Raw genomic sequence first — 20,498 nt, 5'->3', positions numbered from 1 at the left:
ATGAGCCTTACTTCACGGGCACCCATATCTCCAAGCCGCCTGCGCCGGTCCGCGGGTTGAACCGCTCGCCATACCTTTCGAGCAGGTCAGGCATGTCTCCGGCCGTCAGCCCGGCAGCGGGCAGCGCCTGGGCGAACACGGCATGGATCGTGCTGGCAATGGTGATGTGACCCTCGTGCGGAAACACAGCCCAGCGCTGCGCTGGAAGCCGCATCCCGGTGAAGCTGCTGTCGAGATCGACAAGATCCGCGACCTCGACGCCCGCAAGATAGAAATAGGTGCCCCTGGCCGCCGCCGTACCGGCGACCAGACCAAGGCGGCATCGCTCTTCTGGCCCGGGATTGCGCCAAGATAGGGGTGGAATGCCTGCCAGAGCGCCGGGATGCCGGCAAACTCGTCGTCAGCGAAGCGGCGCCCGATGCCGGCAATGAGCAATGGTCCCGGCGAGACAAGACGCGGCGGTGGTAGATGCACAGGAACCACCGGATCCTCCCGCAGCGGCTCCACCAGCGCAAGGCCCTCCAAATGGCCCCGCGCCCGGAGCTCGGCCGGGCTGAGGCCGAACTGGTCGCGGAAGGCGCGGGAAAAGGCTTCGTGCGAGCCGTAGCCGGCCTGGAGCGCGACGGCCAAGATGTCGGGAGCGCCGTCGGCCAGGGCGCGGGCCGCCTCCGTCAGGCGTCGCCTGCGCACATAGGCCGTCACCGTTGTGCCCGTGGTGCAGGAAAAAAGCCGCGACACCTGGAAGCGCGAGAGGCCGCAGACCCACGCCAGATCATCGAGCGTAATGGCGTGCGAAAAGTGGCTCTCGATGAACCAGATTGCTTTCTCGACCGGCGTTTGCATGCCCACCATGAGCCGCGGCCACCTCACCCCTCGAACACTTTCTCCTCGCGGCGGCGCAATGCGTTGAAAACGGTCTCAGGCACGCGCAGCCGCGCATCCTCCGCAAAGCGCCGCCTCACCGCATCGAAATTCGCATCCGGATCGGCCGTCAGCAAGGCGATTTCATCGAAGAATTCGAGTTCTGCATCCGGCAGGGTGGCTTCGGGCGCAGGCTGGGCGCCCCACACATCCCAGGGCAGGGTTTCGCAGCCGTTGAGGGTGGCGAGATCACGGATCAGGCTGCCGGCAATGAACCAGAGGCCGCGCAAGTGCGAGAACTCGATGCCGAACAGGTCTGGATCCAGTTCCCCGCTGCGGCATCGGCGCCAGGCGTCAGACGCCGTCAGGAACTGGTCTCGCGGCACGTCATAGATATCGTGGCCGATGGCGAGATTGCGGACGAAGACATCATCGAACTGGCTGTCCAGCAGCGCCCAGCGGCCGTCCTCCACCCTCCAGTATTCGCAGACCCAATGATCCTCGAACCTCCCCGGATTGAAGTAAGGGCCAAAGCCGCCCCTGCCCCGGGCGGGCACCCCGTGATGGCGAAAGATCGCGAGGGACAGCAGCATGAAATGGCGACAGATGCCGACGAGGCGCTTTTCGGGTGGTCGGCTGACATCGAGCGGGCGGTCGTCGAGCGCCAGCAACACATCGAGGATCTTCTCCATGGGCCGAATATGGCTCTCGGCGCGGCGTGCCTCGGGCAGCGCATAGCCGTAAAACGGTTCCGTGACGTGTTCATAGATCAACAAGCCTTGCACCGTGCGGGCGATACCAGCCGGATCAGACGGGAGCGCATCAAACAGGGCGGCATGGCGCCCGGGCGTGCTGAAGGGCGAGTGGTCGGCATAGGTGTCAAGCACGCGCTGGGACCCCCTCACATGATGCTTGAGACGCGCAGGAAGGACAGTGGCGTTCATGTCAGCCTCCAAAGGTTCAACTGCCTGTTCGCCCGTTCTTGCCTCGAGATTTGGTGGTTCGCTTGATCCTGTTTGCAGGCGCGAAGCTTCGCCGTCTTCCGCCTCGAATGAACAGCCATCGCGAAGAGGCAGATATGCCTGTCTATCGCGCAGGAACGGGCATCGGCTTCTGGGTTGGAGATCTTGCAACATCCCCAGCGAACGTCTGTTAACGTCAAAGTGTAACGTAGAGCGGATCAAATGAAGGTCCGCTCAGCACGCCACAGCGGAACTTGGGATAAGAGCAGCCCAGTGCCATTTCGGGTTTAATGAGAACTCATAAAATCTAAGCAGATGACCTTTCCATTATTCAGAGTGATGGCCAGGAGTTCGCCCTCAGCGCTACGATGGTGGCGCTCGTGTTCACCCCGGGACATACAAAGGCACGTTTAGGCTGTTCCTCCCGTCGAGGACAACGGCAAGCCGCTGATAGTGGCTGATTCGGCCGGAATGGCGTTCAACACCGTCAGCACGGTCGGCAACTCCCAGACCTACATCAAACCTCAGTGTCCGATGGCCGATTTGGCCAGAATCCTGGACGCGCCTGTTGCCATGTCAAACCGCTCCGAGCTCGCCAACGCGGTGAACAGAATCCGACAACGAGGACCAACTAGCCATGGGCCGGACCGGGCACCTGCGCCAGGTCCGACCCGTTCTGCCTCACTGGGCGCCGGCAACGCCGAGCACGGTGGTGAGAACGATCTTCTTCACCGTGAGATTGCTCTGGGGGTCAGTATCCATCCACTCGTCAAGCGAGTGGAAGCGGTCCGCTTTGCCGGTGCGCGGGATCGTGAGCGCTGGAATGCCGAGGCTCATCGGCATGTTGGAATCGGTCGAGGCGCATTCGTAAGCTGGCGGGACTCCATTCGCCTGGAAGGCGGCCGTCGCGATCTGCACGATGTCCTGCTTTTCGTCGGTTCGCCCAGCGGGCCGGTCACCGATGAGCTTGATATCGGCCGACACCAATCCTTGCTTGGTGGACCGGGCAAAGTTCTCCGTCTCCAGGGACTGATTCACGATGGCCAGGAAGCGCTTCTCGAGGCGGTCCAGCTCCTTCGCGTCCACGGAGCGCATGTCGAACTCCATCCAGACCTCGTTCGGGATCGAGTTGACGGACGTTCCGCCGCCCGTGACGCTCGCGGCGTACGTGGTCTTCGGCTGGGTGGGCGTCTGGATCTTGTAGAACTCGACCACCGTCTGGGCCATGGCAGCCATGGGGTTGACGAGCCCGAACGCCTGGTAGCTGTGCCCGCCCGGCCCCTTGTACGTCACCCGGTAGCGCTTCGATCCAACCCCGCAGTTCGTGATCGTGGGCGTGCCGCCGCCATCGAGCGAGAAGAAGTACTTGGCTTGGTCCTTGTACTTGCCCTCCGTGAAGAAGTAGCGCACCCCGCGCAGGTCCCCCGGGCCCTCCTCGCCGACGGTGCCCATGAAGACGATGTCGCTCTTCGTCTTAATCCCGGCCGCATTCATGGCCCGGACGATGCCGAGAAGGGTGGCAAGACCGGCGCTGTCATCGCTGATGCCCGGAGCGGCCAGGCGGCTGCCGTCCCGCTTGACCGTGACGTCCGTTCCCTCGGGGAAAACGGTGTCGAGATGGGCGGACACGACCACCAGCGGTCCGCCTCCGGTGCCTTTGCGCACGCCCATGGCGTTACCCTCCTTGTCGATCTCGACGTCGGTCAGGCCATGGGCCTTGAGCATCTCCATGTAAGCCTTGGCCCGCTCCTGCTCCTTGAACGGCGGAGCGGGAATCTCGGTCAGCTTGATGACTTCGCTGATCCAGCGGTCATGCTCATTCTGGAGCGCATCGACCGCCGCCTTGAAGGACGGGCTGTCCACGATGCGCTTCACGGTTTCCATGTGTGCCGGTGCAACCTCTTGAGCAGTGGCCGGGCCCGCAATCAAAGTTCCGACCACCAGAGCGTGTCCCAGTTTCCTTAGAGTCGAATGCATCGATTACTTCCTCCTGGTTGTTCAGTGCTGGGATCAGTACTGATGGAAAAAGGGCCAATGAGTGGGTGCTTTGTTTAGCTCTCTGCGAGGGACATCGCGAGCGATCGTCGCTGAACAACATATGCGGGCAGAAGAGCCAAGACCCATCCTGTGGCTAGTATGCTGGCTGCGATGAGGTACTCGCTTGAGGCGAGTGTCGGGGAAAGCTCCACGCCTGTATCAGCGGCAAGCCACTGGCTTACTCCGTATGAGAGCCCATAGCCGGCCCCGAGGCCGAGCAGCACTCCGGCGAGCACCAACGTGGCGGTAAAGCCCCAAGCAATGGCAGCAATGAAGAGTCGAGGAGCGCCTAGAGCCCTCAGGGTGATGAGCTGTGGCACGAGAAACCGAAACAACAATAGCACACCCATCACGATGGCCATTAAGACCAGCGCTTGTGTGACGATGGCTAGCAGGCTCATGAGCTGGCGCAAGTCACCCATCACAGAATAAAGACGGGCCAGCATAAAGACGGGCCAGCGCTTCGGCGGGAAAGAATGCCATGGACTCGTTGGTCGTATAGGCATTGCGAAGCTGATACGCGGCGGCGATCGTAGTAGGTCGAACCACGGCCGCCGGGACGCCGGGCGTCCGGGTTGGATCGAAGGGCGGGCCGACCGCTTCGCTGCCCTCCTCATGACCATCAGGCAGTGAATGGAGCTGCCAGACGAGCTCGACCGGCATCATGATGGCGCTATCCCACGGCGACCCTGTCGGCTTCATCCGGCCTACGACCGTGATCATCGAACCATGCTCGTGAGGATCAGTGTCTTCCTCCGGGTTGCTGTCCCGTGGTATGCCGTGCGTCGGTCGGAACGTCTTCCCAACGTTTATGGGCGAGGCAGCTCCCACAACCGCCTCCTCTCGACGGGCGAAAACCCGGCCTTCCTGCAATTCGTTCGATAAATGAGTGACGAGCTGGCTCGTCGTTCCGATAATGGGCGCATCGCGGTGGCTGTCTCCAAAGCCGATCGGAGCCACAAACGCCGCGCGTTTGTCGTTCAAGAGTCGCACCGTTACTTCTGGCGGGAGCAGTTTGGTCGTTCCAGGACGCAGAAACACAGCGGTGAGCAAGACATCAGTTTGGCTCCCGGGGGCTGCCACGATCAAATCGAAGCGGTCGGCCGCACGGGCGCTGCCGGCGCGCAAGGCCCGTTCTTGGGAAATGAGCGCGACCGCAAGGCTGACACCTGCTGCAACTAGGAAGATGAACGCGAGGGCGGCCCAGCGATGCCGGACCAGGAACGCACGTACAATGGGCCAGGGATTCATGCGCGGTCTCCCGCTCGGAGCCCAAGGAACTGATCCACGGCAGGCGGGCCAATCCGCCCAGCCTTCAATGAAATCACCTCATGTGCCCGTGAAACGAGCAGGTCATCATGAGTGACACATACGACGGTCCTCCCCTGTCCGGCGAGGCCCTCAAGTGCCCCGGCGACCGAGGCGGCGTTTGTGCGATCGAGGCTGGCGGTCGGTTCGTCCGCGAGGATGATCGCAGGGTCCATCAGGAGAGCGCGGGCAAGGGCGACCCGCTGCCGCTCGCCACGGGACAGGCGCGACGTTGGAACGGAACGCTCCAGCAATCCAAAATCGCGAATAAGCGTGCGGGCCCGTTCGCGCAGGATCGAAGGAACCCGATAGTGACCGAACAGCGCCGGCGTTGTGACATTCTCAAGCACGGTGAGTTCGTCGATGAGACGAAAATCCTGAAACACCATTCCGCAGTTGTGACGGCGCCATGCGTCACGAGCGCTCTCCCCTAAGGAGCTGACGATCACGCCACTATGACGAATCTCGCCTGAACTCGGAACGAGAATGCCCGCGATGCAATGCAGGAGGGTCGTTTTTCCAGAACCCGATGGGCCGACGATGGCGGTAATTTGACCGGGTTTGAACTGCGCCGTGATGCCGGACAGAGCATTGAACCGGTCGCCGGTCGCGTCGCAGAAGGAGACCCCAAGCTGGAAGACTGAAAGCCCTACCTCAGCGTCATGCGGGTTCACGCACCTGCCCTCTGAAAGACTGCGTCTGTCAGCCTGACCTTACTGACGAAGCCAGTCGTCGGGTCAGTCGCAGGCCCAACCTCGAGCGTTCCCTGCACCAGGATGAGTGTCCCAGGCGCAGCCATCTCCTGCCTCGTGCGCATGCGCACAAACACGATCGAGTCGATCCATTCACCCTCCGATGCACAGAAGGGGCAGGTCTCGACCGGTGTGTTCGACAAGATGAAGAAGTCGGAATCGACCTTTAGATGGGGCGCCATGAAACCCTGCATGGCGATACGTGTACCCTTCAGCTCATCTGCGCGTGGGGAGAAGGACCCGTCATGATTATAGAGTTCGCCCATGCGGATCCTAGTCGCGGCTAAACTCGCTTTTGGAAGAAGTCCGGCCGTCAGGGCAGCAGTGAGGAGAGTTCGTCTGGTCACCATTGCAGGTATGCCTCCTGACACGCTTCGCTCAGGTTGACGGATGGGCGGGAAAACTGCCCAGACTAGCTCGCTATTGTGATTAGACCCACAACTCGTACATTAGTTCAATGAACTTGAGCCTTTCCTTAGCGACCGAGGTGTCAACGGTCATAGGCTCGATCGAGGCCTTCAAAGATGGATCTGCACGAAGGGTGACAGTGCTCCATGCCGGCCAAGTGGTGACCCACCGTACGATCATGCAGGAGGTCTGGGGACCGAAGGTCGACGTGCAGTACTTGCGGATCTACGTGCGCCAGCTCCGCCAGAAGCTGAAGGTGCGGCCCGACCAGCCTCGGCACATCCTAACGGAGACCGGGGTTGGCTATCGGCTCCAGACCGACGCGGATATGCCGGCAGTCGGATTGCCAGTCTACGCTGCATCGCGGAATGTCGCTTCCGGGTCAGGAACCGAGATTCCCTGCGCTTTCGGAACGTCCGGTTCCATGAGGATTGTTGCCTTCGAGCTTAGGTCTCAGGCATGCCATGTGTGGACGTTCGCTTGCAGATCTACGGATGCCCCTGACAAGGAGCCGGGTATTCCCGTCTCGAGGGGTGCATCCAATGGGTTTCAGCAGTCGCGCCTTTGATGTCGTCCTTGGATCAGCGCTTCACCCGCTCGACAAGAGCGTTCAGGTTCATCGGCCACCGCCGGTTCGGAGGCGCAAATGCGGCCCGCATCCGCAACGCGCGGTACCCGCCACGAGTTGACAACAGGCCCCCTACGACCCGGTCGGAAGGCATCCGAGTTGCGGGAAGAGGCCGAGCCGGTCGAGCTCGACCCGGTCCTCTTTCAGCTTGCCGCCGGCGAAGCGGCCGATGGTGATGGTGTCCGCCTGAAGGCAGATCCCACAGTTCACACTCGTTGCTGAAGTGCTCTGCGCCATAAGTGCCACCGGCCCCCATGGCATGGCCGGAGCTTGTCTCATGGTTGAGGAACCGGGATGCGCCCGATCTCCCGAATAGTTCTGTCGGGGGCGACTGCGGCCACGACGATCTCCCCCGAGGCTGGATTGGAGCCAGTCAGCGCCTGGATGTTCGCGCCATGGGTCACGATAAGAAGAGTCTCGGGCCCTTTCCAGCCGGTGACGATGGCCTTGGCCCCAGCCGTCAGGGCAGTCCGCTGCTCCGCCAGAACAAAGGCGTTGGCGAACGTCGGCTCAATTTCGACAGGGCCCAGATCCATCAAGCGGGCCGTGTCGACACAGCGGCACCAAGGCGAACTCAGCAGCCTCGCGACGGCAACGCCCTTGGCCCGCAGTTTCTTCCCGATTGCTTGGGCGTCCGCGCGCCCCTTGGCGCTCAGGTTGCGCTGGGTGGAGCAGTCGTCGAGCCTGAAGCCTGGCGGATCACCGGCGCCGCCGGGCGCTTCGGCATGGCGCATGAGGGCCACGTGCCCATCTTGGCGCAAGGCCGTCCATGCCGCTGTCTCGTCTGCGAGCGCAGGCCCAACCATGCCGCCCCATCCGATAAAACCAAGAGCAGAGTATCGGGATAAGGTCCGCATCGAACGGTCCCCCTTTTGTCAGAGGGTCGAGCCCTTGCGCGACTTTTCCTGCTGGACCAGGTCCTGGAGGAGCTGGTGGGCAAGGGTCTCATGGGCCACCCGGGGATTAATTTCGGCGGACTTCCTGCCGTAGGTTGTCGTGACGGTCAGCAGTTTTCGGTCCACCTGGTAGGTTCCCGAGTAGGTTCTTCCGTCAACCTTGATGTGGATCGCATGGCCTGACATGGGAAAAGACCTCCTCAATGAGAGCTCGCCCGCTGCCTCGGCGGGAGAATACTTCCTCTACTGACGGGAGACCACACCCCGTGAGGTATTCCAAAGCGCGTGGGCTGCGAGCCTGGCCAGAGTGCAGTTGGCATGCCCAAGCGTCCGCGTGGGGTCAGCTGTTCACCCTCCGGTCGCCCAACAAATGTCGGCTCATGACCGCGGAAGCGGACCAAGCGCTTACGTCTCAGGAGTGCCAGGAGCTGACCTTTCGCCGCCACGCGTCATCATCAATACACCGGTTGCACCTCCGGAAATGTCCAAGTGCCGCTCAAGACTTCGGCACGAGGTCGAGAGCGGCGGACCACATGGAACGATGGTCGGCTCCGCCAAGATGATGGTCACCGCAAGTTTACGAGGATGCGCGCAGATGCCATGGCTCTCGCGGACGCAGCGTGGGGACCTCTAGTGGTCGAACTCAACGTCAACGCGGGGAGCCTGGGGAAGCTGGCGGTCGAGAGACTCCCGGTAGCGGAGGCAGCCGCGGAGGAACTGCGGCCAGGCCGGCACCTTGATGTCATCGGGGATCGGTTCGGGCAATAATCCCCATAATTGCGGGTGATGCCAACAGAGTTCGTGACCGCTGCTGTCGCGGTGTGCGCGGATGCCATTCCGGAGCCGGATCACCTCCGCGACGAGATCATCCCGCGAAAGATCGGTGAGATCGTCATCCATGTCAGCCTGCCGATTTGGTTCGGGCGTTGCTTGATAGCGGTCAAATGCGACGGAAGTCGTTCATCGACTCGGTGATCGCCCCCAAGGACTGCCGGACACCACGCAAGTGGTTGGATGAAGGACACTCACGCCCTGCGGCTGGCACAGGACCTCCACGGATCTCGAAGGCCTGCTAGTGCTCGCGTAGAAGCGGTCGCCACCCGCGGGCCTGCCTAGCCAAGGCGACAATGGGATCAACCCCATGGGAGCAGGCACCTTCACCGCGGAGGCATTCACACGCTGTCCCACACCCTTCTGGCTGTCTTTGCCATCTGGGACGCAACTCATCAATGATGCTAACCCAGTGATCCGTAAGCATTTATCGTTAAAACAGTGAGCATAGTAAACTATTTATGTCGAAAGTCGTTCTATTATGCATGAATTACTTCTGTGCTCTTCGAGCTTTTTGTGTGGCAAATTCACGGAGATTAGAGAGCAGTATTAAGAAGTACTGTCTGAGGGTTTACACTGATCCGAATCTCTTCTATCCAGAATTCGCTGGCTGACGCGAAATGCAGTGAACATCGCATCCAGCTCCACAAGCACGCGCTCAGAGCGCTCTCACTGTTCAATCCGTTTGATCCTCACGAGCTGGCGCATCGGCACGCGCCCGCTCGCCGGGCAGACACAACACAGGAGAATGACATGGCAACAATCGGCGGTAGCGAGAACATCGATCACTTGCAGGGCGCCTCCGGGGCAGACGCTATCTTCGGCCATGGCGGAGACGATCTGATCTTCGGCCGAAGCGGCGACGACGATCTGTACGGCGAGGACGGTGCAGACCTGCTCGATGGCGGCGCCGGGGAGGACTGGCTCTCTGGTGGTGCGGGTGGCGACAACCTGCTCGGCGGTTCCGGAGTCGATCACCTGCTCGGCGACGATGGGGACGATGATCTCGACGGCGGCGCTGGCACTGACATCGTGCTCGGAGGGGTCGGCAACGACGCGCTTGACGGCGGTGCTGGCGCTGACCTGCTGCAGGGCGGCGCGGGCGACGACATCCTGCGCAGCGGCTCCGGAGCCGATCTCATTGAAGGCGGAGCGGGTGACGACCTTCTCGTCGGCGGCGCGGGTGGCGACACGTTCGTCTTCACCGGCGGCGGCGGCAATGATGTCGTGCTGGATTTCAAGCCGGGCCAGGATCTGCTGCAGATCTCCAAAGGGATCAACGGCACCGATATCGCGACGGCCGACGATCTTGCCGATCGCGTTCAGCAGGTCGGCGACAACACAGTTATCGACTTGGGTCACGGCGACACGATCACGCTCGTCAATGTCGATGCTGAGGACGTGAACAGCAACCCGGGCGACTACTTCTCAATCCAATAAAGCGTAAGGGCGTCACGGCTCTCGGCCGTGACGCTTATCCCGAGCCGAGGGCAGCCAACCTCATGGGGTGAGGCGGCTTGCTGCAAACGTACGAGGTGTTGGGGCTGGAGGTTTCGCGGAGCCAATCCGAGCTTCTGTGACCTGCCTCCAGCAACCCGCACCGATGCTTCGAGCGGATCATTCCTTCTCTCCGCCAAGAGATCTCGCTCCGCAACTCGTGAAGAATGGTCCGCAGCTTGTGACGGGTCGACCGCCCCCTGTTGGCCCTGTCACCGGCAAGGTCTCGGATGACCGTAGCCACCATATCGGTCATCCGGGGCCTCCGCCGTGCCCGGGCGCGAATTGCGCGGAAGGCCATTCATGGAACTGGATGGTCGTAATGAGCGTGCCAACAAAAACCCTGCTCCGATATCGGGGCAGGGTTGAGTGATCTCCTCGCCTTCGGGGTTGCTCCGAAGCCAGGCCAGTAGGCCATGCCACGCCCTACCTGTCAAATCAGACAAGGTATTCATGAGTTTGTAGGCATGTATTCACGTCAGAATTACTGACGTTGCTGCGCAAATCAGCGAAGTGTTGCATCTTTGCTATAGGCCTTCTTGGATGGCGGTTCATACTCTGCCCTTGTGGATCTTTGCACATAAGGGGATTGCTCATGAAATCTCGACTTCTTGGGTTGCTTGCTGCCACAGCCCTCTCAACCGCGGCGGTCTCCACGGCCTTCGCGGCCGACCTTCCAAGCGCAGCGCCTCCGCCGGCCCCGATTGCGGCTGTTCCAGTCTTCACCTGGACCGGCTTCTATGTCGGTGGCAACCTCGGCTGGGGCTGGCGTGACGATGATAACGAAACCGTGGTGCTGACCGGCCCGGGCATTCCGGCCGGCCTCGTGGGCACGCTCAACTTCGACAACGGCAACGACGGCAACTTCACCGGCGGCGGCCAGATCGGCTACAACTACCAGATCGGCGCGTTCGTGATCGGTGCCGAGGCCGACATCCAGTGGATTGACACCGACGACAATGATGCGGTGTTCATCCCAGGCCCGGGCTTTGCCGGCACCTTCGTGCCCGGCGAATTCGAGGACTCTTCGGATTGGTGGGGCACGGTGCGCCTGCGCGCCGGTGTCGCCTTCGACCGCTTCCTGGTCTACGCCACCGGTGGTCTGGCCTACACCGACAACAACACCGGCTGGACGGCCGGCGGTGGTGTCGAGTGGGCCCTGCCGGTGAACTGGTTCGGCTCCTCAGCCGTCACCCTTGGCCTGGAGGGTCTGTGGGTCAGCATCGATCAGGACGATGATGACGACGGCCGCATCGGCACCTTCACGCCGGTTGGCGGAGCGCCGGTTGATGTGTTCCTGCCGCGGGACAATGACGAGCAGGACTTCTTCGTCGCCCGGGCCAAGCTGAACTTCAAGTTCGGCACCTACTAAGAGCGCCGCAGCACCCGCAGAAGAGGCCCCGGGGGAAGCCCGGGCCGCGCAATTCGCAGAAGTCCGGACACAACATCGCTTGGATCTCAAGGTGCCCATCGACCCGCTCGTGTTGATGGTGCACACCTGAGCGCCAGACAAGGGGAGCCCATGTCGAGACATCATCGAGCCGAGCTTGGACGGATTGAGTTGCTATCGCAACCGATTCAACTCCCAGGCAAAGCAGCGAGCACTCAGGTTGCGGTGATCGGCTGTGGAGCCTGGGGCAAGAACCTGGCCCGCTGCTTTGCCGAACTGGGCTGTCTCGGTGCTGTTGCTGATCATCACTCCGAGGCCGTCGAGACTGTCGCTGCCCGGCATGGTAGCCGAGCTCTGTCCTTCGACCAGATCCTGGCCGAGCCTTCGATCCAAGCGGTGGCGATCACGACGCAACCGTCAGCCCATCATCACCTCGCCAGGCTTGCCCTTCTGGCCGGGAAACATGTGTTCGTCGAAAAGCCGCTCGCGCTTGAACTCAAGCATGCCGAGGAGTTGACACACTTGGCGCGGCGCTTGGATCGACGGCTGATGGTGGGTCATATTCTCCAGTATCACCCTGCCTTTTCCAGGCTCCAGAACCTCATCGCGACCGGCGCCATCGGCCGCGTCCTGCGGGTTCAGGCCACCCGGATGAACCTGGGAGCGATCCGGCGCGAAGAGGACGTGCTCTGGTGCCTGGGGCCGCATGATATCTCCGTCATCTTAGCTCTCATCGGCACAGAGCCAAGCGAGGTTCATGCGGTCGGTGGCTATCACTTGCGGCAGGCCATTGCCGATGCTGCCACCCTTCACCTGTCCTTTCCCGCTGGCGAGCAGGCTCAGGTCAACCTGTCCTGGCTTCATCCGGTCAAGGAGCATCGACTCACCGTCATCGGGTCAGAGGCCATGATTGTGCTGGATGATAGCGCGCCATGGGAGCGCAAGTTGCTGCTGTATCCGCACGCGGTGACCGTAGCGCGGGACACCCCGGCAGTAATCCGTGCTGAACCGCTTCCGGTTGCGGTGGAGGAGCATGAGCCGCTCAAACTCGAGTGTCAGCATTTTCTCGACTGCATTGCCCAGAGGCGAAAGCCGAAAACAAGTGGCGAGGAAGGACTCCGCGTGATGCGGGTCTTGCTGCGGGCCAGCGAGGCGATGAACTCCCACCAAGGCCCGCGGACTGATCTCAGACGCGAAGACCCTATCCATCGCCATGTCTATCGCTAGAGCAAGCGTGCCAGACCTGATCCCCTTTATCGATCTTGGCGCACAGCGCCAGTCCCTTGGGCAGGCCGTCGACGAGGCAATCCTGCGGGTGCTCGACCACGGTGCCTACATCATGGGTCCGGAAGTCGCGCGGCTCGAGGGCGATCTCTCCGCGTTTTGCGGCGCCAAGCACACGATCTCGTGCAGCAGTGGCACCGATGCCTTGGCTCTTGTGTTGATGGCCAAGAATGTAAAGGCGGGCGATGCCGTGTTCTGCCCGGCCTTTACGTTCGCGGCCACCGCGGAGGCGATCGCCGGGCGTGGGGCAACGCCGGTGTTCGTCGATATCTGCGAAGATACCTTCAATCTTGACGTGAGCAGTCTGCGATCTGCCCTACTCGTGGCCAAGGACAAGGGCCTCAATCCAGTCGGGGTCATTGCGGTTGACCTCTTCGGCCAACCGGCCGATTACGATCCCATCGAGACAGTGGCGGCAAACGAGGGTCTGTGGCTCGTCTGTGATGCGGCACAAAGCTTCGGCGCGAGCTACAAACAACGCCAGGTCGGGACAATCGGTCTCGCCACCGCAACGAGTTTCTTCCCGGCCAAACCCCTCGGCTGCTACGGCGATGGCGGCGCGGTCTTCACAGATAATGCAGAGTTGGCGGAGATCATCCGCTCTCTCCGCCTTCATGGCCAGGGAGCGGATCGGTACGACAATGTCCGGGTCGGCATGAATGGCCGGCTTGATACCTTGCAGGCAGCCGTTCTGATCGAGAAGCTCAAGATTTTCCCCGGTGAGATCATCGCCCGCAACCATGTCGCCAAGCGCTACAACGAGCAGCTTGAAGACATCGCTCTCGTGCCAACGGTCCTGGAGGGTACGACCTCGGTCTGGGCGCAGTATACGCTCCGCCTGCCGGGCTGTGACCGGAAAGCGTTTCAAAGCTCCCTGGCGGCGGCTGGCATTCCAACGGCCATCTACTACCCGACGCCCCTGCACCGACAGGCTGCCTACAGGCACTTTCCAACGGCCTGGGATGGTCTGCCCGTTTCTGATCGCCTGGCGGCAGAGGTTATCAGCCTGCCGATGCACCCCTACCTGAGGGAGGAGGTGCAAGATCAGATCACGGCCGCCGTGCGGACGGTCGTGGCGGCGCAAGCTTAATCCTGGCTCCACGCAGGGGAAACGCCGCTATTCATACCGCCTCAGGGGACGGAGTTGCCCTCTGACCCGCATCAGATGCCCCTCGATGGCTCGCCTGCGGTCCATCAATCGACTCATTTCGACCAAGAGACGCTGCTTGTCCTGAGCAGCCCTTGTGGCGTCAGAAGCATCGTTGCAGAACCGCTGCCGCTGGGTGACACGAGCCACCGCGAAGTCGAGCCTTTCGCATTCGTGAGCAAGGCGATGGAGTTCCGCGATCAACTCCTGCTCATTCATCTGGTCCAGGCCAGACATCACCCTTGGACCTTGTCGAAGTTGCCAGCGCAGCTCTCTTCCGCCATAGGAATAACGCTACTCAGTATTTTGGGAGATATGGTGACGTATCTGGAGAAGGACCGCTCCGGGTCAAAGAGTGACGAACAGCAAATGAAATGAAGGTCCGCTCAACGCCTCATGAGCAGACCAAAGCGATTCTTCCGAAATGTGCCAGGTCCTGACATTGCCTTTTAGTGGCTTCCTGCGCGAGTGATCCTCTGGATTAACGGGACGCTTACTCGCCTGCCGGATAGTGCCGGTCTACATACGGCAAAGGAGAGGCCATGAGTGACGTCGTTGGAATTCCGGGCAATCGGATCCGCTCGTTTGTCGAGCGCATCGAGCAGATCGAGAACGAGATCAAGGACCTGAACGAGGCCAAGAAGGAAGTCTTCTCCGAGGCCAAAGGTGAGGGCTTCGACGTGAAGATCCTCAAGGAGATCATCAAGCTGCGCAAGCAGGATCAGGACGAGCGCGACGAGCACGACAGCCTGCTCGACGTCTACATGCGGGCGATGGACGAGGCAGGCCCGGCCCCTGTCGCTGAGGCGGCCTAATCGCGCCTTGAAGATTTCGGATGACGAGAAGGCCGCCGACCAAGGCGGCCCTCTTTCCCATGGAATGCAGAGCCGCCCGACCGATCATCCGGTCGGCTAATCGCCGCTCGCTGCTGAATTCTTGCGCGAGGAGGATCGTCTGCCGCCCTTCTGGCTGGCGCCTTTGCCGCGGTCTTCGCCTGATGAACCGCCGAGTGCGCTTGTCACGACCTCCCCTGCGGCTCCGATGGCAGCCGCGGCGACCTCCAGCGGAGCGGCGACAATCTCGGCCCCGAGGCTTCCGGCGGCTGACACCGCATCCCGGCCTTCCTGCTTTCCGCTGCCCTGTCCCTGCTCGGTGCCCTGCGGCCTCTCCAGCACGTTCGCGACGGCCCGCAGAGCCTCCGCCATCACCGCGCGAGCTTGCGGCGAGGTGAGTGTTGTCTCCAGGGTCGAGAGCCAGGCCATCGGGTCCAGCAGGCCGCCCTGCGCCCGCGAGCGGGAGGCGGAGCGGACTTGTGTCGTGGACCGCGATCGCGATGCGCCCGAGGTCGAGCGGGCCGCCGTACGCGATCCTGCGGAGGAGCGGGATGTCGCGGGAACAGCCTGGGACTTCGTCGCAGACCGGGAGCCGGTCATCGCCTTGGGCTGCGCACGCTTAGTAGCAGTCCCTCTCTTGGTGGCTGATCGGGAGGCGGCCTGCGACGCCGACTTCTTCGGCGCCTTCCGGCTCCTGCTGGGTTGTGAAGTACCGTCCTTCTTGTTCGTAGCCATTGTCGTTCCTTTGTCTGCTGTGGCCGCAAGTCGGCCGGACCGAGGAGCAATGGTCCTCGACAATGACAATGACGACATAGCCATTCGGTTCGCACGCACAAGCCGCCGAAGACGGGGGAACCTGTCTCCGAAGTGTTTGAGCAGATTCGTGAGTCGTACGAGATCTGCGTCGATCAGGCTCTGAAGCTCCTATCCTCTCTCAAGGCCTGCTGAGGCCCTGACGCGCAGACCCATACGCTGGTTCCAAGCAGTGTTTAGTGGCAACCAATCATGCGCGGGGTTGACGGTAGCGATCGGGCATCTGCGGGTTATTCGCCGGATTGGTGTCATGCCGCGAGATCCGCAGGATGGATATCCCGTCCACCACGGACTGCAAGTCAGCCTCAAGGGCGTCTGCTTCCTGCTTTGGATACACGGCCTCGCCTTTGATGTGGAGGGCAAATGACCGGACGTGCTTTGCCCTCTTGACGGGATCTTCGAGCGTCGCCTTCGTCCACGCATAGAGCGGGTAGCCTTCGACTCCATGCGCCTCAGCTTCCGCCACATAATCGGCAAAGGCGTCGAGCTGGCATTTCATGGTCGCGCTGTGCTTCTCTAGCACGCGGGCCAATGGTCCGAGTGCGGGAGCGGCGGGGTCTCCGCAGGCCACCGCAGCAAGCTCATCAGCCAGATAGATCCGTAATTGGTACTGCCACTGACCATTCATGTTTCAGCTCCATCGGGAATGTCCGCCGAATCCAGATCGCAGGGAAGTCTAGCACCATCCTCCAAATCAATCCGGGTCTGGTCAGCCCTGTGGTAATGCGTGATGGCGAGCGGTGGCCCGTGAAGGTCCGCACACCGCGCAAATGCGGATGTTCGTTCTGCTTCCGGAACGTGCCACGAAGAGACATTGCGAAATCATCGTTTTCCTGCGCCAGGGATAGTCGACATCGGACAATGCTCGACGTGGGGCAGACAGCATGGCGCCTGGATCTCTACGGTCTGCCAACCTTGAAGCTTGCTGCGATGAACAGCGTGGCAGCCCCTAACAGGGCAAATGCGGCTCTCAGGTCCGTCAGGTGAGCGACGAAGCCGATCAGCGCCGGGCCGACCAGGATGCCAAGGTATCCGAGCGTGGTTACGGCCGTCACTGCCAGGCTCGGTGGCATCGCACGGGTGCGCCCTGATACGGAGAATAGCACAGGGACAATGTTGGACGCCCCGGCGCCAACGAGCAGGAACCCGACAAGGTTTGCATAGGCGGTCGGGACGAAGGCAATCGTCGCGAACCCGACCGCGGCCAGGATACCGCCGATCAAGAGCACCCGTTGCTCTCCGAGGACCGTGCGCAACCGATCACCGGTGAGGCGTCCGAGGGTCATGCTGGCCGCGAAGGCCGCATAGGCCAAGCCCGCAAGCCCGATGCTGCTACCTCGCTCAGTGATGAGAAACACAGCGCTCCAGTCGAGGACCGCTCCCTCCACCAAAAAACACAGGAAGCACAGCAAGCCAATGAACAGGACTGCGCCCTTCGGCCAAGCAAAAAGCGGGGACTTCTCGCTGCTGTCATCCCCATAGGGAAGCAGGCCCGGCATCGCGAGCACGAGCAGGATCAGGGACACGACACTGGTCAGGCCCGCCGCAAGAAGGGAACTGATCGCACCGCTTCCCAGCAAGATGCTGACCAAGCCGGCGCCGGCGATGCCACCAACACTGTAGAGGCCATGGAAGCCGGACATCATCGGCTTGCCGCTGTTGCGCTCCACGATGATGGCCTGAAGGTTCATGGCGACGTCAACCGTTCCCAGAGCAGCGCCAAAGATGGCAATGGCTATTGCCATAGAGATCCAGCCCCCAAGCAACGCCAGGAGCGGCAGGGTCAGCAGGATCAGTAGGGTCGAAACGGAAATGACAACCTTGCACCCGATCCGGGTTGTCAGAATACCCGTGACGGGCATGGCCATGATCGAGCCAAGCCCCAGGAATAAGAGGAGCACCCCCAGGGAACCCTCATCGAGTTGGAGCCTCTCCCTCGCCAAGGGAACGAGCGGCGCCCAAGCCCCCGTGGAAAAGCCGGCGATGAAGAATGTGAGCCGTGTCGCAATTTGCTCGCGACGATGCTCTGCATCCCGCGTGGGGGCTGAAGTAAGGGGCGGATGCATTCGGACGAAACCTGGCTGGGCAATACAGGGTTATGGTGATGACTTTACGGACGCCTCCTCAAATTAGGCCTTCTTGCAGAATTTGCGACCACGGCCACCAATCCGGGCTCAATGAGCCGTCAGCAGCATTTACTTCGAGAACGGTATGGGAAACCGAGATTTCCCGGCGCGACGGCGTCGCAAGGGAGGCCATCCCACTTGAGAATCCAGCCAGTTGTTTGCCCAACGCATACAACGGAATTGCCAAGTGTCTCCGTTGGGGGCGGCACTGCCCGGGGGAGAAGGGCTGGAGGCTCCGAGGGCGATCGTCAAATGGTACAGAGCTAGCCCCGTCGGATCGGAGCCGACGATCACATCCTCATCCACGCGTCTTCTCTGCATTGAGTTTTCCTTCCCCCATCGCTGGATCGGTGCGAACGAACGGTGACGGGGTCGGTCCGAGGGCCCCCTCAACGGATCGGGCCCGCTCCCGGGATGACGTGTTCAATGCGGTAGGATCTGACCGAGGAAGTTGCGCGTACGCTCGTGCTTAGGGCTGCCGAAGAACGTGCTCGGCGGTCCTTCCTCGACGATCTCACCCCTGTCCATGAACATGACGCGATCCGCGACGCTGCGGGCGAACCCCATTTCGTGCGTCACGCACAGCATCGTCATGCCGTCCTCCGCTAGGCTGATCATGGTATCGAGCACCTCCTTGACCATCTCCGGATCAAGGGCGGACGTCGGCTCATCGAAGAGCATGATCTTGGGGTTCATGCAGAGGGCGCGGGCAATCGCCACGCGCTGCTGCTGGCCGCCCGAGAGCTGTGCGGGATACTTGTCAGCCTGTTCGGGAATACGCACCCGATTGAGGTACTTGCGGGCGATCGCTTCCGCCTCCCCCTTTGGAGTGCCGCGAACCTTCATGGGCGCCAGCGTGCAATTTTCCAGCACCGTGAGGTGCGGGAAGAGATTGAATTGCTGGAAGACCATACCGACCTCGCGCCGGATGGCGTCGAGACTGCGGCTGCTCGTCCCGAGCTCAATCCCGTCGACGACGATGCGGCCCTCCTGGGCATGCTCGAGATGGTTGATGCACCGGATCAGGGTCGATTTGCCGGATCCCGAAGGTCCGCAGATCACGATCCGCTCGCCGGTGCGGACCTCCAGATCGATGTTCCTCAAGACCTGGAAGGTCCCGTACCACTTCTGCACGTTCTCCATGCGGATGATGATTTCGTCCCGCACGTGCTGGGCCTGCAACGCCGTCGACATGTCTCGGTCCTCCGGTCAGGGCTTCTTCATCTCGGGCGCGTCCGTGCCTAGCCATTTCCTGTACGTCGCGTTGAGGGCGCCGTTTGCCTTCTCCTCGGCGAGGAACGCGTTGACGGCTCCCAGAAGTTCGTCCTGCCCCGGCCGCAGGGCGATCCCGTGCACCTGCTCGCGCAGGGTCAGCTTGCTGTCGAACTGGCCGGGTGCGACCTTCTCGATTTCGGCGACGACGTTCGTTGCCACGCCGATCAGGTCGACCTGTCCGGACAGCAGCGCCTGGACCGCTGACGCATCATCGTCGAAGCGCCTGATCTGGGTTCCCTGTGGGGCGACCGCGGTGACCGAAACGTCCTGCGTGCTCGCCCGCGCGACGCCGATCGCGAAGTTCTTCAGATCGGCAGGCTCCTTCACGCTCGCGGCCTTCTTGCCGTAGACGACGATGCGAATGCCGGCATAGGGATCGGAAAACGTCACCTGCTTGGCCCGCTCGGGAGTGATGGCCAGGGACGCGACCAGCATGTCGAGCTTGCCCGTCAGAAGAAACGGGATGCGATTCGGACCGGTGACCGGGACGATGTTCGCCTTGACACCGAGGTGCTTGGCCAGTGCCCTCGCAATGTCGGCGTCATAGCCGTCGGGCTGACCCTCGGCGTTCGTGATGCCGAACGGCGGGAAGTCCACCAGCATGCCGATCGTGACCTGGCCCTTCTTCTTGATCTCGTCGACCGATTGCGCAGCGGCTGGAACCATCGCGGCAAGTCCGGTGACGAGGATGGCTCCGATGGCGAGCGCCTTGCGGAAACCTTGGAAGTACGATGGTCGATTCATGGGATCCTCCCTGGGACGTGAGCACTGTTTGCGAGCTGATTGCCGCTACCTTGTGGTTGCGGCTGCGAAGCGGCGTTCGAGCCGCATGCTGAGGTGCGACAGCGGCCAGCACAGGATGAAGTAGATGGCTGCCACGATGCCGAAGACTAGAAACGGCCTGAAGGTTGCGTTGTTGATGATCTGGCCGGCGCGGGTCACCTCGGTGAAGCCGATGATCGCGGCGAGCGAGGTCGCCTTGATGAGCTGCACCAGGAACCCGACGGTGGGCGGCAATGCGATCTTGAACGCCTGCGGCAGGATGATGTAGCGCATCGTGGTTGGGTAATGCAGGCCCAGCGCCCCCGCGGCCTCCCACTGGCCCTTGGGCACCGCCTGGATGCACCCGCGCCAGATCTCGCCGAGGAAGGCACTGGCGTTGAGGGTGAGCGCGACGGCTGCCGCGATCCAGGGATTGATGTCGAGCCCGAGCGTGGTCGCCCCGAAGAAGACCAGGAACAACTGCATCAGCAGCGGTGTGCCCTGGAACACTTGGATGAACCCGCCCGCCGCGAGGGATACCGGCTTCACGTCGGAAACCCTCGACAGCGCCACGGTCAACCCGCCGATGGTTCCCCCCGCGAAGGCGATCAGCGACAGCAGCACCGTCCAGCGGGCCGCCGTCAGAATGAACAGGAACTCGCTCGTGCCGAACTGACGAAGCATCCGT

The 20,498-nt window shown here is 61.9% G+C and carries 24 protein-coding genes and 1 pseudogene; 7 read left to right on the top strand and 18 right to left on the bottom strand.

Annotation, left to right across the window (positions count from 1 at the left end):
• Window positions 1-7: 7 nt before the first annotated feature.
• From JO965_RS49685 to JO965_RS33615, 8 genes and pseudogenes are all read right to left on the bottom strand, one after another.
• On the bottom strand, window positions 8-310 hold the full coding sequence (locus JO965_RS49685; protein ID WP_371826989.1) for a GyrI-like domain-containing protein: 303 nt from the start codon (window positions 308-310) through the stop codon (window positions 8-10).
• A gap of 281 nt (window positions 311-591) precedes the next feature.
• Window positions 592-843, bottom strand: a pseudogene (locus tag JO965_RS49680) (helix-turn-helix transcriptional regulator); the annotation flags it as partial.
• Between the two features lie 23 nt (window positions 844-866).
• Window positions 867-1,805 carry a transglutaminase domain-containing protein gene (locus JO965_RS33640; protein ID WP_203446361.1) on the bottom strand — a complete coding sequence of 313 codons (939 nt, stop codon included), beginning with the start codon at window positions 1,803-1,805 and terminating at the stop codon, window positions 867-869.
• Between the two features lie 699 nt (window positions 1,806-2,504).
• On the bottom strand, window positions 2,505-3,800 hold the full coding sequence (locus tag JO965_RS33635; RefSeq protein WP_246777166.1) for a M20/M25/M40 family metallo-hydrolase: 1,296 nt from the start codon (window positions 3,798-3,800) through the stop codon (window positions 2,505-2,507).
• A gap of 74 nt (window positions 3,801-3,874) precedes the next feature.
• Entirely contained in the window at window positions 3,875-4,273 is a 399-nt protein-coding gene (locus tag JO965_RS33630) for an FtsX-like permease family protein (protein WP_203446360.1), read from the bottom strand.
• Between the two features lies 1 nt (window position 4,274).
• On the bottom strand, window positions 4,275-5,111 hold the full coding sequence (locus tag JO965_RS33625) for a hypothetical protein (protein ID WP_203446359.1): 837 nt from the start codon (window positions 5,109-5,111) through the stop codon (window positions 4,275-4,277).
• Window positions 5,108-5,842, bottom strand: a complete 735-nt coding sequence (locus tag JO965_RS33620) for an ABC transporter ATP-binding protein (protein WP_203446358.1) — start codon at window positions 5,840-5,842, stop codon at window positions 5,108-5,110. Before JO965_RS33620 ends, JO965_RS33625 begins: the two co-directional genes overlap by 4 nt.
• Window positions 5,839-6,270 carry a hypothetical protein gene (locus JO965_RS33615; protein ID WP_203446357.1) on the bottom strand — a complete coding sequence of 144 codons (432 nt, stop codon included), beginning with the start codon at window positions 6,268-6,270 and terminating at the stop codon, window positions 5,839-5,841. The genes JO965_RS33620 and JO965_RS33615 overlap by 4 nt, the downstream gene beginning before the upstream one ends.
• Before the next feature lie 107 nt (window positions 6,271-6,377).
• Here JO965_RS33615 and JO965_RS49675 point away from each other — a divergent pair, with 107 nt between their 5' ends.
• Window positions 6,378-6,896: a helix-turn-helix domain-containing protein gene (locus tag JO965_RS49675; RefSeq protein ID WP_203446356.1), complete on the top strand. Its 519-nt coding sequence runs from the start codon at window positions 6,378-6,380 to the stop codon at window positions 6,894-6,896.
• A gap of 132 nt (window positions 6,897-7,028) precedes the next feature.
• On the opposite strand, the gene JO965_RS33605 is transcribed toward JO965_RS49675, so the two are convergent.
• The 4 genes from JO965_RS33605 to JO965_RS33590 all read right to left on the bottom strand — a co-directional run bounded on the left by JO965_RS33605 (window position 7,029) and on the right by JO965_RS33590 (window position 8,752).
• On the bottom strand, window positions 7,029-7,193 hold the full coding sequence (locus JO965_RS33605; protein WP_203446355.1) for a hypothetical protein: 165 nt from the start codon (window positions 7,191-7,193) through the stop codon (window positions 7,029-7,031).
• Between the two features lie 38 nt (window positions 7,194-7,231).
• A complete protein-coding gene (locus JO965_RS33600; RefSeq protein WP_203446354.1) occupies window positions 7,232-7,762 on the bottom strand; it encodes a histidine phosphatase family protein in 531 nt (176 codons plus the stop codon).
• Between the two features lie 69 nt (window positions 7,763-7,831).
• Complete coding sequence (locus JO965_RS33595; RefSeq protein ID WP_173949000.1) at window positions 7,832-8,038, bottom strand: hypothetical protein; 207 nt, start codon at window positions 8,036-8,038, stop codon at window positions 7,832-7,834.
• 444 nt (window positions 8,039-8,482) lie between these two features.
• Complete coding sequence (locus JO965_RS33590) at window positions 8,483-8,752, bottom strand: hypothetical protein (protein ID WP_203446353.1); 270 nt, start codon at window positions 8,750-8,752, stop codon at window positions 8,483-8,485.
• A gap of 684 nt (window positions 8,753-9,436) precedes the next feature.
• Here JO965_RS33590 and JO965_RS33585 point away from each other — a divergent pair.
• From JO965_RS33585 to JO965_RS33560, 6 genes are all read left to right on the top strand, one after another.
• Complete coding sequence (locus JO965_RS33585) at window positions 9,437-10,123, top strand: calcium-binding protein (RefSeq protein WP_203446352.1); 687 nt, start codon at window positions 9,437-9,439, stop codon at window positions 10,121-10,123.
• Between the two features lie 652 nt (window positions 10,124-10,775).
• Window positions 10,776-11,552, top strand: coding sequence for an outer membrane protein (locus tag JO965_RS33580; RefSeq protein WP_203446351.1), 777 nt, complete (start codon window positions 10,776-10,778; stop codon window positions 11,550-11,552).
• A gap of 150 nt (window positions 11,553-11,702) precedes the next feature.
• Window positions 11,703-12,797, top strand: a complete 1,095-nt coding sequence (locus tag JO965_RS33575) for a Gfo/Idh/MocA family protein (RefSeq protein ID WP_203446350.1) — start codon at window positions 11,703-11,705, stop codon at window positions 12,795-12,797.
• 7 nt (window positions 12,798-12,804) lie between these two features.
• Window positions 12,805-13,944: a DegT/DnrJ/EryC1/StrS aminotransferase family protein gene (locus JO965_RS33570; protein WP_305846612.1), complete on the top strand. Its 1,140-nt coding sequence runs from the start codon at window positions 12,805-12,807 to the stop codon at window positions 13,942-13,944.
• 54 nt (window positions 13,945-13,998) lie between these two features.
• Entirely contained in the window at window positions 13,999-14,379 is a 381-nt protein-coding gene (locus JO965_RS33565; RefSeq protein WP_203446348.1) for a hypothetical protein, read from the top strand.
• A gap of 164 nt (window positions 14,380-14,543) precedes the next feature.
• Window positions 14,544-14,816 carry a DUF2312 domain-containing protein gene (locus JO965_RS33560; RefSeq protein ID WP_203446347.1) on the top strand — a complete coding sequence of 91 codons (273 nt, stop codon included), beginning with the start codon at window positions 14,544-14,546 and terminating at the stop codon, window positions 14,814-14,816.
• A gap of 96 nt (window positions 14,817-14,912) precedes the next feature.
• Here the strand turns inward: JO965_RS33560 and JO965_RS33555 are convergent, their stop codons facing one another.
• The 6 genes from JO965_RS33555 to JO965_RS33530 form a co-directional block, all read right to left on the bottom strand.
• Entirely contained in the window at window positions 14,913-15,569 is a 657-nt protein-coding gene (locus JO965_RS33555) for a hypothetical protein (RefSeq protein ID WP_203446346.1), read from the bottom strand.
• Between the two features lie 268 nt (window positions 15,570-15,837).
• Window positions 15,838-16,275 (bottom strand): hypothetical protein, encoded by a 438-nt coding sequence (locus JO965_RS33550; protein WP_203446345.1) that lies wholly within the window; start codon window positions 16,273-16,275, stop codon window positions 15,838-15,840.
• A 271-nt stretch (window positions 16,276-16,546) separates the two neighbouring features.
• Window positions 16,547-17,713, bottom strand: coding sequence for an MFS transporter (locus JO965_RS33545; RefSeq protein ID WP_203446344.1), 1,167 nt, complete (start codon window positions 17,711-17,713; stop codon window positions 16,547-16,549).
• Window positions 17,714-18,196: 483 nt separating this feature from the next.
• Entirely contained in the window at window positions 18,197-18,967 is a 771-nt protein-coding gene (locus tag JO965_RS33540; RefSeq protein ID WP_305846611.1) for an amino acid ABC transporter ATP-binding protein, read from the bottom strand.
• Window positions 18,968-18,982: 15 nt separating this feature from the next.
• Entirely contained in the window at window positions 18,983-19,792 is an 810-nt protein-coding gene (locus JO965_RS33535; RefSeq protein ID WP_203446343.1) for a transporter substrate-binding domain-containing protein, read from the bottom strand.
• A gap of 45 nt (window positions 19,793-19,837) precedes the next feature.
• Complete coding sequence (locus JO965_RS33530) at window positions 19,838-20,494, bottom strand: amino acid ABC transporter permease (RefSeq protein WP_203446342.1); 657 nt, start codon at window positions 20,492-20,494, stop codon at window positions 19,838-19,840.
• Window positions 20,495-20,498 lie beyond the last annotated feature (4 nt).

It is taken from the genome of Microvirga sp. VF16 (genome assembly GCF_016864375.1).
Classification (GTDB): Bacteria; Pseudomonadota; Alphaproteobacteria; order Rhizobiales; family Beijerinckiaceae; genus Microvirga.
The sequence above is the reverse complement of the archived record's forward strand: the minus strand, read 5'-3'. Positions and strand labels throughout refer to the sequence as shown.